Genomic DNA, 12,255 nt, shown 5'->3' with positions numbered 1-12,255 from the left:
TCCTAAACCCAGTACGCCACGCGGGCGCGGTAGTTGCGCATCACCATGAGCGCGGCGGCGCACCCGAGCGCGGTGCAACCGAGCACGATGCCCCAGTGGTAGAACTCGACGTGCTTGCCGAGTAGTGGTCCGCGAGCGATCTCCAAGTAGTGGAACATCGGGTTGAGTTCGACGAGCTTCATCCGGCTCGACCCTTCGCTTCCGACGGCGTCGAGAGTGTCCGCCGACCAGATGATCGGCGTCATGAAGAAGACCAGCCGCACCGCGGTGGTCAGAAGCTGGCCGATGTCGCGGAAGCGGGTCGACAGGATCCCGAAGACGATCGTCGCCCAGGTCGCGTTCAATGCGAAGAGCGCGATCGCGGGGATGACGAGCAGAGCAGACCAGTCGATGTCCTGCGGGAACACCGCGAACACGATCGCGTAGATCACGATGTTGTGCGCGAAGATGATGATGCTGCGCCAGACGACGCGGTACACGTGCACGCTGATCGGCGCAGGGATCTGTTTGATCAGGCCTTCGTTGGTGGAGAAGACGACCGATCCGTCGAGGATCGACGTCTCGATGAAGTTCCAGAAGATGAATCCGAGAAGCACGTACGGCAGGAACGTCTCGATGTCCTGGTTGAACAGCTCGCCGTAGAGAATGCCCATCGCGACGGCGGTGACGCCGGTAGCGATGGTGATCCACAACGGTCCAAGGACCGAACGCTTGTAGCGCTGCTTGATATCCGTCCAGCCCAGGTGCAGCCAGAGTTCTGAGGTTCGGAAACCTTCGACGAGATCCTGGATGCCCCGTGCGAACGTTCGCGAATCCGAGGTGGGCGGGGGCGGCGGAATGCTCCGACCGGCTACTCCGCCGTCATTGGCTACGGCTGACACAACGCAACAGCATACCGGCGGGTCACAGATATTGACCGGTGCTGTGGTTGTCGGACATGTCACCGGCTCCGGGCGGGAGTACGCCCTGTCGCATCTGCTCGAGTTGCCCGCGTGCAGCCATCTGCTGGGCGAACAGCGCCGTCTGAATGCCGTGGAAGACGCCTTCGAGCCATCCGACGAGCTGGGCCTGCGCGATACGCAGCTCGGCGTCGGACGGGGCTTGCTCGTCGGAGAACGGCAGCGCCAGTCGGTCGAGTTCCTCACGAAGTTCGGGGGCGAGCCCGTCCTGCAGTTCGGCGATCGACGTGCGGTGGATGTCGGCGAGCCGGGTGCGGCTCGCGTCGTCGAGGGGAGCCGCCCGCACCTCTTCCAAGAGTTGCTTGATCATGGTTCCGATACGCATCACCTTGGCTGGCTGCTCCACCATGCCCGCCACCGGATTCGACGGTGCGTCACCGTGCTCGCCGCCGGTGGCCGAGAACTCGATGACCGGTTCGTCTGGTGTCGCCGACGGGTCGGACGACAGTGGGTTGCCGGGGCCTGTTGTGCCGAACATCTCGGGAAGCATGGTCCCCATTGTGCCGCGTGCGTCGTCGTCCTGACGTGATCGGTGAGAGACGGGTGTCTATCGTTGGGGCCATGCCGTTCGACATCGCCTCCGTGAGAGGCCTGTTCCCCGCCTTGGGCGACGGCTGGATTCACCTCGATTCGCAGCGCGGAATGCAGATACCGGACGCTGTCGCGTCGGCCATCTCCCGCGGCGTGCGGTCGTATCCGGTCCTCGGCGGCAGCCTGTCCAAGCAGTCCCAGGAGGCTGCCGCGACGACGGCGCGCGCGCGTCAGGCGATCGCCGACCTACTCGACGCCGATCCGTCGTGCGTCGTGTTCGGCCCGTCGCGCGGTGCACTGGTCTCGGCGCTGGTCGAATCGCTGTCGGTGACGTCGTGGATCGGCGACGGCGTCGTCCTGTCGATTCTCGACGACGAGGAGAACATCGTCCCGTGGCTGCGCGGTGCGGCCCGGCACGGCTCGCCCGTCCGGTGGGCGCAAGTCGACATCGAGGACGGTTCGCTTCCGCCGTGGCAGTTCGCCGAGTTGATCTCCGACCGCACGAGTGTCGTGTCAGTGGCGTTGGCTTCGTCGACGACGGGTGCGATCACCGACATCGGACAGATCGCCGGGCACGCGCGCGCCGCGGGAGCTCTGATGGTGGTGGACGCGACGAGTGCGGCGCCGTTCGTCCCGTTGTCGATGAGTGAGATGGGCGCGGACGTGACGCTGGTTAGCGCCGAACGGTGGGGTGGACCTCGGATGTCCGCGATGGTCTTCGCCGACCGCGCTCGGATGGAGTCGTTGACCAACGTGTCGATGGATCCGCATGCGATCGGTCCCGCGCGACTCGAGCCGTCGCCGACACCGACCGCGTGGCTCGCCGGCCTGGTCGCGTCGGTGGAGGTGCTCGCCGGTCTGGACTCCGCGGCGGCCGGTGACCGTCGCCGCCGACTGATGACGTCGATGGACGGCGCCTACGAGTATCTGCAGCGTCTCACCTTCTATCTGGTGAACGCGTTGGACAGTCTGGGGCACGTCCACGTGATCGGCACGGACACGCACCGGGTTCCGCTGGTCAGTTTCCTGGTGGACGGCGTCAGTGCCGAGAAAGTCGTAAGTCGCCTGAACGACAACGGAATCAGTGCTCTGCACGATGTTCCCAGTCGCGCCCTGGAGGCGATCGGCGTGGCCGACGCCGGCGGAGCAGTCACTGTCGGGTTGGGCGTCTATTCCACTCCATACGAGATGGACCAGGTGGCGAGGGTGCTCGGTTCGTTCGGCTGACCGCGAGTGTCGGCGGCCACTTCGATTGGGTCGGATTGACAACTCGACCGTATTGTTGCATCTGAAAGTTTGGAGTGTCAGGGGCGGAGGGGACTGCAGGTGTTGCAACAGAATGAAGCCGATGGGGGGCTCGCGCCGGTTCTCGACGGCGCAGAGCGTGATTTGTGGCAGCAGTTCGTCACCGGCGGGTGGGTCCTGTATCGGGCGCTGTTCAACCAGATCGATTCGTCCGCAGCGTTGAGCAGTGCCGACTGGCGAGTGCTCGAGGTGCTTGCGGCCGCGGAGGGCCTGCGGATCAGCGATCTCGCAGAGGCGACGCAGATCCCGGTGAGCACGGTGTCGCGGCAGGTGGTCCGTTTCATTGAGAAGGGATACATGGCCCGGTTGGAGAACGTAGACTACGACGCTCGCCAGAAATGGGTGACCATCACCGACGCAGGGCGCGAGATGGTGCAGCCGATCCTCGACGAACGCGACCGCGCCGTCCGCCGCCTCGTGATCGACTCCCTGTCTCCCGACGAGTTCGACACCCTGTGCCGCACCTTCGGCAAGATCGGCGAGCGAATCGCCCGCGAAGGTCTCTAGGCCTCATCTTCTGCCGGTCGAGCTCCCCCGCTGGTCGAGCGGAGTCGAGACCCCATCCCGCTGGTCGAGCGCAGTCGAGACCCCGTTCCGCTGGGGTGGATTCACGTGGTCGAGCGGAGTCGAGACCTCGCGACCGACCCCTCACCCCAACGTCAACAGCACCTTGCCGACGGCGTCTCCGGAGTTCAGTCGGTCGTGTGCGGCCTCCGCGTCGTCGAGTCGGAACGTCGAGTCGATGACCGGGGCCACGTCGCCGCTCTCGATGAGCGGCCAGGTCCGGGCGACGGTCTCGGTGACGATCATCGCTTTGGATCCGGGGCCGGTGACGGGGCGTGCGCGCAGCGTCGTCCCGATGACGGACGCTCGTTTGGCCATGAGTGCCCCGATGTTGAGTTCGCCTTTCACGCCGCCTTGCATGCCGATGATGACGAGGCGTCCGCCGGGCGCGAGTGCTTTGACGTTGGCGCCGAGGTATTTCGCTCCGATGATGTCGAGGATGACGTCGGCTCCGCCGTGCTCGGCGAGCACCGTGTCGAACTCTTGCGTCGTGTAGTCGATGAGGATTTCTGCACCGAGTTCGCGACAGCGACCGAGTTTCGCTTGATTGCGTGCGGTGACTGCCACTCGTGCGCCGAGCGCGTGCGCGAGTTGGGTTGCGTGCGTGCCGATTCCGCTGCTGCCGCCGTGGCTGAGGAGGAGTTCTCCTGGTGCCAGGTGCCCGGTCAGGACGACGTTCGACATCACCGTGCACGACACTTCGGGGAGTGCGGCAGCCGATACGAGGTCGACGCCGCGTGGGACGGGCATCAGCTGCGCGACGGGAACGGCGACCTTCTCCGCGTAGCCGCCGCCTGCGAGGAGTGCGCAGACTTCGTCGCCGACCGACCAGCCGGAGACATCGTCGCCGATCGCCGAGATGGTGCCCGACGCCTCGAGGCCGAAGACGTTCGACGCTCCCGGCGGCGGCGGGTATTTCCCTGCACGCTGCATGATGTCGGCGCGATTCACCCCGGCGGCCGCGACGTCGACGATCACCTCGCCGGGCGCAGGCTCGGGGTCGGGCAGGTCGACGATGTCCAGGCTCTGCGATTCGGGGATAGCGCGCATGAATCCAGTCTTCCACCGATCCGGCCGGTGGGCACGGGCGCGATCAGGGTGCGATAACCTTCTGTGCGGGCAGGCGTGGAGCCTGCCCGATGGAAGCGTGGCAGAGCGGCCGAATGCACTCGCCTTGAAAGCGAGCGTGGGTGAAACCACCGGGGGTTCAAATCCCTCCGCTTCCGCAGCAGGTCATGAGTCGCGAGAACGTACGATCTCGCGACTTTTTCGTTTTCCGGGGCGGCGACGACGGCGCGCTTGTCTTTCGTCGCTGTCAATGTGGTGGGCCAACGGGTCAATCCGAAGATCGGCGCTGTCCTCGGCCGCCGGTGTCACGCTGTGGAGCACCACTTTTCAATCACTGTTTGAAAAGTGGCGTACTCTACGTTTCATGGCTAGAACACGTTCCTATTCGCACCTCCTGAGCCCCGGCTCGATCGGCCCGATGTCCCTACGCAATCGGGTCGTCCTGCCTGCGATGGACATGAACGTCTGCGTCGACGGAGTCGTCGAGCAGGAGGACATCGATCACTACGCGGCCCGTGCGGCGGGTGGTACCGGCTTGATCATCACTGGCGCGGCGGCGATCGCGTACCCGGTTGGCGCCACCAGCACAAAAGAGCCGGGGCTCTCCGAGGACCGATTCATTCCCGGCCTCGCTGCGTTGGCCGACGCGATCCACGAGCAAGGCGGCAAGCTCTGCGTACAGAGCACCCACCACGGGAAGGTCGCCCGCATCGACACCCTCAACGATCGCCCTCTGTTGGTGCCGTCGAAACCCGACTACACCTACGACATGAGTGCGCTTGCCGACAGCACGCACGAAGAGCTCGGCAAGATGGCCGCGGTCATCGGCGGCAAACCCGGCTCTACTCATACCGCGACCGCTGATGACATCGCCTGGCTGATTCAAGCCTGGACCGCCGCCGCTGTGCGCTGCCAGAAGGCAGGTGTGGACGCCATCGAGATCCATTGCGCGCACGGCTACATCCTCGGCGCATTTCTCAATCGGATCGACAACCTTCGCGACGATGAGTACGGCGGCAGCCTGGCGAACCGGGCCCGGCTCGCGTGCGAGGTCATCGCCGCGGTCAAGGCCGCCGTCGGCGACACGATGGCCGTGCTGGTGCGGGTGGCCGGTGCGGAGTTCGGGCAGGAGCGCGCCCTCACCAACGACGAGGCATGCGCCGCGTCGGTCCTGTTCGAGGAGGCGGGCGCCGACGCGATCCACGTGACCGGGTGGGGCCGTAATCCGTTCGCCAACTTCACCGATGGGCCGCTGCCGAACAAGGTCGCGGCGTATCTCGATCTGGCTGCAGAGATCAAGAAGCACGTCGAGATCCCGGTCATCGCCGTCGGACGTATGCTGCCCGACGTCGCCGAGGAAGCGATCGCGGCGGGCCGAATCGACTTCGCTGCGATGGGGCGCCAGTTGCTGGCCGACCCGGATCTGGTGAACAAGTTGGCCGCTCACACTCCCGAACAGGTCCGGCCGTGCATCAACTGCTACGTGTGCGTCCAGGAGAACTTCTGGGACGACACCCCGCTGTGTGCGGTCAATCCCGCGCTGGGCAACGAGACGATCCTTCCCCTGCAGCCGGCCGACGCGCGGAGACACGTCGTCGTCGTTGGCGCCGGACCATCGGGTTTGGAGGCCGCCCGCCTCCTCACGCTGCGCGGACACCGCGTCACCGTGGTCGACAAGTCCGACCGGCTCGGCGGCACCCTGTGGTTCTCGACGCTCACCACCCCGGACAACGAACGTCTGCTCGACTGGCTGACCGCCGAGATGAAGCGGCTGAACGTCGACATCCGACTCAACACCACTGCGACGGCGCAGTCGATCCGCGAGCTCGCCCCCGATCATGTCGTCGTCGCCACCGGCGCCGTGCGTCCGCGTCCCGATATTCCCGGCGGCGACCTACCGCATGTCCACACCGGCGACACCCTGCGAAACCTGTTGCTCGGCAACGCAGAAGCCTCTGACGGCTCGCTCACCCTCCGCGTCATAGGCAAGCTGGGCAAGCTGTCCGGCGTGACCAAGAGTCCCGCGGCCATCCGCAGACTGACCCGGTCGTTCCTCCCGATGGGCCACGACGTCGTCGTCATCGGCGGATCCTTGGTAGGCCTGGAACTCGCCGAGTGGCTCGCGGAACGCGGCCGCAGCGTCACTGTTCTCGAGGCGGGCGTGCCCCTCGGACTGCCGATGGCGATGCCGCGACGGTGGACGGCGGTACGTCGTGCGGTCGAACTCGGTGTGCAAGTGCACAGGAAGGCGACGGTCGACCGGATCACGCGCGACGCTGTCGAGTTCAGCGTCAAGGGCGAAGCCCGCACTGCGCCAGCCACTTTGGTGGTCTACGCCGCAGACACGACCTCGGGTGCACCGCTGGCACAAGAGCTCGCGCAGACGGGAATCCCCGTCGAGGTTGTCGGCGACGCCGGACAGGTCGACTACATCGAAGGGGCGATGCACTCGGCTTGGAAGTTCGCCACCGCGTACTGATCTCTGCGGCGTCGGTGGTGGGATTACCCTCTGATCGGACGGATCGGAAGACGGCGACGATTCACACGAATAGAGTCGATCGGTATGGGCTGTATGCGATTTCGCTCAGGGCAGCGCTCCACTCGACGAGGTCGATTAGTCTCGGGCTTGGCCGCAAGCCTGGCTGTCGTCCTGCTGGTGTCGGGCTGCGGTTCCGACGACGGTGACCGTCCGGCGGACGAGTCGCAGGGTTCCATTCCGGCTTCGTCGCCGGCCGATCCCGAACTGGCAGCGCAATTGCCCGAGAAGATCCGGACGTCGGGCACGCTCACGGTGGGCACCAGTGCACCGTACGAGCCGATGGTCTCCATCGACGAGAACGGGAAGCTGACCGGCTTCGACATCGACGTTCTACACAGAGTGTCCGACGTGCTCGGGCTGAGACTCGACGTCCGCCAGACTCGCTTCGAGGAGATCCTCCCGGGAGTGGCGAGCGGCGCCTACGACGTGGGATCGCGGGGCTTCTTCGACACCTTGGCTCGGGAACGGCGGCTGGACATGGTGACGTACTTCCGTGGCGGCAACCAGTGGGCGCAGCGCTCCGGCGAGACCGTCGACCCGAACAATGCGTGCGGGCACAGCGTGGCTGCGGCCAAAGAGACGGTCCAGGAGACCGTGGAGTTGCCGGCCAAGAGCAAGGCGTGCGTGACCGTCGGGGACAAGCCCATCAAAATCGTCCCGACCGCCACGCAGGCAGATGCGGTCCGCGCGGTCACCCAAGGGTCGGCCGATGCGGTATCCGCCGACTCCGTGGTGATCGCAACGGCCGTCCGGCGAAGCAACGGGTCTCTGGAGACGGCAGGCGAGGTCTTCGACACCCAGCCGTACGGCTTCGCGATCGTGAAAGAGTCGCCCTTCGGCGATGTGCTGAAAGGCGCGGTCCAACGCGTGATCGATCGCGGCGAGATGACGTCGATCGCCCAGAAGTGGGGACTCGACGGCGTGATCAAGACATCGACGGTCAACGGGGCGACCATATGATGACGCGTACCGGCAGGCGGCTGGCCGCGATGACCCTCGTCGCAGCGCTCGCGTTGACGAGTTGCTCATCGGGCGATGACGAGTCGTCCGACGTCACGCCGGCGACACCCGCGGATCGCGGCGCTGCGGAGCAGGCGTTGGCGAAGGTCGAGTCGTCGTCCGACGTGACCGTGAACCGGTACCTCTACCCGACGAGGACAGGCGATCGCGACGACCGTCAGAACTGGGCGGACGTCTATCTCCCGCCGGGGGAGCACGAGGACAACAGCGTGCCGCTCGTCGTGCTGATTCACGGCGGCGGATGGCAGTCCAAACTCGGAGCCGACGTCTTTGTCGCCCTGTCGCGCAGACTCGCCGAGCGCGGTCTGGCCGTCTACAACCTCGAGTACCGGCGGGTCGGATCCGGCGGGGGATGGCCCACCACGTTCAAAGACGTTGCGGCCGCGGTCGATTTCGTCCCCAACGTCCAAGCTGCGGAGCCCGAGATCTCGATGGACAACGCCGTCGTCGCGGGGCATTCGGCGGGCGGACAGTTGGCGATGTGGTCGGGGACCCGTCACAACCTCGAACCCACCGAGATCGGAGCGAAGCCGACCTTCCGCCCGACGTACGTGATCTCGATGGCGGGCACCCTGGACATGCGCCAAGCGGTTCTCGAAGGCAATCCCCGTGCTCGACGGGCGATGGGCGGCCTGCCCAGCGAGGTGCCCGACCATTACAAGTCGGTGAGTCCGATCGAGAACATCGACCCCGACATTCCGATCATCGCGATGACCGGCACCGCCGACAAAGTCGTGGCGCCCAGCATGTCGGAGAAGTATGTGAAAGCGGCCAAGAAGGCAGGCGGCCGCGCATCCCTCGTCGAGTTCCCCGGCGTCGACCACACGCGGATCGTCGCATCGGATTCGGAGACCTTCCCGCAGATCATCGAGACGATCAGCCGAGCGGCACACGACGCGCACCGGAAGTGAATGGTAGGGCCTGCCTCCGCTGACGCTCAGGCCAAGGCGTCGATCTCCCGCGCGAGGTTCTCGCGGGCCGCAGCCTCCCACCGCTGCCGCGCCTGGGGAGAACGGAACAGGATGTCGGCAGCGACGAACTCAGCGAGGATAGTGCGCCGGCCAGGGCGGAACACCTCATCGGGCACGAGGTGAAATTCGGTGCGAACATCGGCGGCGTACTCGTCGTACCGCGCAGGATCGGAACCGAGGACGGACAAGTCTGCGTCCGACAACGCGATCCCGTTGCGGTCGTCGGGCGAGGTCGGCGGAGTCACGTTCGTTGTCCGCACTGCGCGTCTCGTAGACCGCATCGTGGAACCACGCGGCGAGGACGACGGGCCGCTCCCGAACGAGAGGCCCTCGTCATGGAGCAGCTGTAGCGCCGCGAGCACCTCGTCGAGGTGACGCCGATTGTGGTGGCGACGGTGCGGCTCGTCCCACCGCGCCGTCAAGTCTGCTTCGATGGCTTCCGGAATCTCGACGTCCATGCCGCGATCGTAGTGAGCGGGGCACCGGAAGGCTCCCTTCGTCGTTCAGGTGAACGGCAGCGCTAGGGTCGGGCGGGCCGCCGTTCGGCAGGCCGTCTGGATGCATTAGATTTCTCGGAATGAATCGTGGACGGGTCGTCGTCGCTTCCATGGTCGGAACAACCATCGAGTTCTTCGACTTCTACATCTATGCGACCGCAGCGGTCCTCGTCTTTCCGACGCTGTTCTTCCCCAAGGGAGACGACACTGCTGCGCTCCTCGCGTCGTTCGCGACCTTCGGTCTGGCGTTCGCCGCTCGGCCGATCGGCTCGATCCTGTTCGGTCACTTCGGCGACCGCGTCGGTCGTAAAGCGACGCTGGTCGGTTCGCTCGTCACGATGGGCGTCGCGACCTTCCTGATCGGCGTCCTTCCGACGTTCGAGCAGGCCGGGTATCTCGCACCGGCGCTGCTGGCGGTGATGCGTTTCGCGCAGGGACTCGGGCTGGGCGGCGAATGGTCCGGCGCTGCACTGCTCGCGACCGAGACCGCAGAGAAGGGCAAACGCGGCTGGGCCGCGATGTGGCCGCAGCTCGGCGCTCCGTTCGGCTTCTTCCTCGCGAACGGGCTGTTCCTGATCATCATGGGCGTGATGGACTACGACTCCACGGCAGCCGAGCCGAACCACGGATTCATGGCGTGGGGTTGGCGGATCCCGTTCCTGCTGTCGTCGGTCATGGTGATCGTCGGCCTGTATGTGCGATTGAAGCTGACCGAGACGCCCGTCTTCGCGAAGGCCGTCCAAGACGGCAAGAAGGTCAAGACTCCGCTCGGTGAAGTGATGCGCACGGCCTGGCGGCCGTTGATCATCGGCACGTTCGTCATGGTCGCCACCTACACGCTCTTCTACCTCGTCACGACCTGGGTCGTGTCGTACGGAACCGGCAAGGTCGTCGACAAGTCGGGCGTGAAACTGTCCATCTCGTACATCGACTTCCTGCAGATGCAGCTGATCGCGGTCGTGTTCTTCGCGATCTTCGTCGTCGTCTCCGGTCGTCTCGCCGACCGCGTCGGCCGTCGCCGCCTCCTCATCGTCGCGACGGTCCTGATCATCGTGTACGGACTCACCTTCAAATGGATCCTCGATCCGGCGAACACCACGCAGGGCACGATGCTCGCTGTTCTCATCGTCGGACTCACCCTGATGGGCTTCACCTTCGGCCCGATGAGTGCTGTGCTTCCCGAACTCTTCGCCACGAACGTGCGGTACACGGGCAGCGGTATCGCCTACAACTTCGCATCGATCCTCGGCGCGGCGATCGCACCGTTCATCGCGACCTGGCTCGTCGCCGACTTCGGCGTCGGATGGGTCGGCGTCTACCTCGCGATCGCGGGCTGCTTCACTCTGGTCGCGTTGCTCGTCATGAAGGAGACACGCGACGTCGACCTCGATCGCGCGTAGCGGGATCCGGTAGTTCGACGTAACGGCAGACCACGCGCCGGTAAGCCGATAGCGTGACGCTGTGACCAGGCCATCGACTCCAGAACGGACGGTGTGGCGAGGTCTAGCCAAGTTGTGCGCACTGGCGGTCTGTGCCGGCATCGGTATCGGGTTCGTCGGCGGCGCATTCCGATGGTGTCTGAACCACGCCAACGCCTGGCGGGGCGAACTGCTCGACTGGGCGGGCGGTGCGGGTGGTCCCGCCTGGTTGGTACCGGTCGCGGTGACCGCGGCCGGAGCGGCGATCGGCGCATTCGTGGTTCGGTTCGTGCCGCTGGCGTCGGGGAGTGGCGTGCAACAGGTGGAGGCCGTCGACCGCGGGCTCGACGATCCGCCACCACTACGCGTGGTGCCCGCCAAGTTCGTCGGCGGACTCGTCACATTGGGAACCGGACTGACCTTGGGGCGGGAGGGCCCGACCGTCCACATGGGAGCGGCGATCGGCGCGTGGATGGGGCGGCTCGGCCGGTCCAGCGACGACGACGTTCGCATCCTGACGACGTCGCTCGCAGGGGCGGGGCTCGGAGTCGCGTTCAACGCGCCGATCGGTGGCGGGTTGTTCGCGTTGGAGGAGGTCGCGAAGTCGTACCGGATGCGTTTGGTGCTTCCGACGATGCTCGCGGTCGGCGTCGCGGTCGGCTGCGCACGCATCCTGATCGGCGACGATCCGGACTTCGCAGTCGTCGACGTACGAGCGCCGTCGGTCGTGGTACTTCCGATCTTCATCGTCTTCGGGTTGATCACCGGAATCCTCGGCGTGTTCTACAACCAGGTGATCCTGACGTTGTTCGACGGCGTCAGACGTCTCACGGCCGTCCCGATGGAACTCAAGGCTGCGGTCATCGGTGGCCTCGTCGGCGGACTGCTCGCCTTCGATCCGGACACCGCCGGCGGCGGCGACGCACTCACCCAGGGGTTGCTCGACGGCGCACATCTCGCGCTGCCGACCATTGCGATCCTGCTGCTGGTGCGCTTCGTCGTCGGGCCGTTGTCGTACGCGGCAGGCACGCCCGGCGGGCTGTTCGCGCCGCTGCTCGCGGTCGGCGCACTGTGGGGCGTCCTGTTCGCAGCCCTGGTGAACGTCGTGGTGCCCGCAGACTACGACGACTGGACCGTCGCGCTCATCATCGTCGGAATGTCGGCGTTCTTCGCCGCCGTGGTCCGCGCACCGATCACCGGCATCGTCCTCGTGATGGAGCTGACCGCGGTCACGACGGTGACCATTCCGATGCTGGCAGCAACCGCCGCCGCCGTGCTGATCGCGAACGCGGTGGGTTCGCCGCCGATCTACGATTCGCTACGGGACCGGATGCTAGCGGGACGATCAGGCCCGACCGGGCACCCGGGCACGACGGCCTGACG

At 65.9% G+C, this 12,255-nt stretch carries 11 protein-coding genes and 1 tRNA gene; 8 read left to right on the top strand and 4 right to left on the bottom strand.

Features of this window, described 5'->3' with window-relative positions; translation table 11 throughout:
• Positions 1-2: 2 nt before the first annotated feature.
• Complete coding sequence (gene wzm / locus L5G32_RS03395) at positions 3-881, bottom strand: galactan export ABC transporter permease subunit Wzm/RfbD (RefSeq protein WP_237009586.1); 879 nt, start codon at positions 879-881, stop codon at positions 3-5.
• A gap of 22 nt (positions 882-903) precedes the next feature.
• The gene (locus L5G32_RS03390) at positions 904-1,449 is read right to left on the bottom strand and encodes a bacterial proteasome activator family protein (RefSeq protein WP_237009585.1); all 546 of its coding nucleotides are present in this window, start codon (positions 1,447-1,449) and stop codon (positions 904-906) included.
• A gap of 71 nt (positions 1,450-1,520) precedes the next feature.
• On the opposite strand from L5G32_RS03390, the gene L5G32_RS03385 reads away from it, so the two are divergent.
• Both L5G32_RS03385 and L5G32_RS03380 read left to right on the top strand, forming a co-directional pair.
• Positions 1,521-2,717: an aminotransferase class V-fold PLP-dependent enzyme gene (locus L5G32_RS03385; protein ID WP_237009584.1), complete on the top strand. Its 1,197-nt coding sequence runs from the start codon at positions 1,521-1,523 to the stop codon at positions 2,715-2,717.
• A 99-nt stretch (positions 2,718-2,816) separates the two neighbouring features.
• Positions 2,817-3,302: a MarR family winged helix-turn-helix transcriptional regulator gene (locus L5G32_RS03380; protein WP_237009583.1), complete on the top strand. Its 486-nt coding sequence runs from the start codon at positions 2,817-2,819 to the stop codon at positions 3,300-3,302.
• A gap of 141 nt (positions 3,303-3,443) precedes the next feature.
• Here the strand turns inward: L5G32_RS03380 and L5G32_RS03375 are convergent, their stop codons facing one another.
• Entirely contained in the window at positions 3,444-4,409 is a 966-nt protein-coding gene (locus tag L5G32_RS03375; protein WP_237009582.1) for an NAD(P)H-quinone oxidoreductase, read from the bottom strand.
• A gap of 91 nt (positions 4,410-4,500) precedes the next feature.
• Between L5G32_RS03375 and L5G32_RS03370 the strand changes: the two genes are divergently transcribed.
• From L5G32_RS03370 to L5G32_RS03355, 4 genes are all read left to right on the top strand, one after another.
• Positions 4,501-4,585 (top strand) — tRNA-Ser (locus tag L5G32_RS03370).
• A gap of 206 nt (positions 4,586-4,791) precedes the next feature.
• Entirely contained in the window at positions 4,792-6,906 is a 2,115-nt protein-coding gene (locus L5G32_RS03365) for an oxidoreductase (protein ID WP_237009581.1), read from the top strand.
• Positions 6,907-7,053: 147 nt separating this feature from the next.
• Complete coding sequence (locus L5G32_RS03360) at positions 7,054-7,926, top strand: ABC transporter substrate-binding protein (RefSeq protein WP_237009580.1); 873 nt, start codon at positions 7,054-7,056, stop codon at positions 7,924-7,926.
• Complete coding sequence (locus L5G32_RS03355) at positions 7,923-8,897, top strand: alpha/beta hydrolase family protein (protein WP_237009579.1); 975 nt, start codon at positions 7,923-7,925, stop codon at positions 8,895-8,897. Before L5G32_RS03360 ends, L5G32_RS03355 begins: the two co-directional genes overlap by 4 nt.
• A gap of 26 nt (positions 8,898-8,923) precedes the next feature.
• Here L5G32_RS03355 and L5G32_RS03350 read toward each other — a convergent pair whose 3' ends face one another.
• A complete protein-coding gene (locus L5G32_RS03350; protein ID WP_237009578.1) occupies positions 8,924-9,415 on the bottom strand; it encodes an HD domain-containing protein in 492 nt (163 codons plus the stop codon).
• Between the two features lie 119 nt (positions 9,416-9,534).
• On the opposite strand from L5G32_RS03350, the gene L5G32_RS03345 reads away from it, so the two are divergent.
• Both L5G32_RS03345 and L5G32_RS03340 read left to right on the top strand, forming a co-directional pair.
• Positions 9,535-10,854 carry an MFS transporter gene (locus tag L5G32_RS03345; RefSeq protein WP_237009577.1) on the top strand — a complete coding sequence of 440 codons (1,320 nt, stop codon included), beginning with the start codon at positions 9,535-9,537 and terminating at the stop codon, positions 10,852-10,854.
• A gap of 61 nt (positions 10,855-10,915) precedes the next feature.
• Complete coding sequence (locus L5G32_RS03340) at positions 10,916-12,253, top strand: ClC family H(+)/Cl(-) exchange transporter (RefSeq protein WP_237009576.1); 1,338 nt, start codon at positions 10,916-10,918, stop codon at positions 12,251-12,253.
• The last annotated feature ends 2 nt before the right edge of the window (positions 12,254-12,255 follow it).

The sequence above is a fragment of the Gordonia zhenghanii genome (assembly GCF_021738965.1).
Lineage (GTDB): Bacteria > Actinomycetota > Actinomycetes > Mycobacteriales > Mycobacteriaceae > Gordonia > Gordonia zhenghanii.
This window is presented reverse-complemented; position numbering and strand designations above follow the sequence as displayed.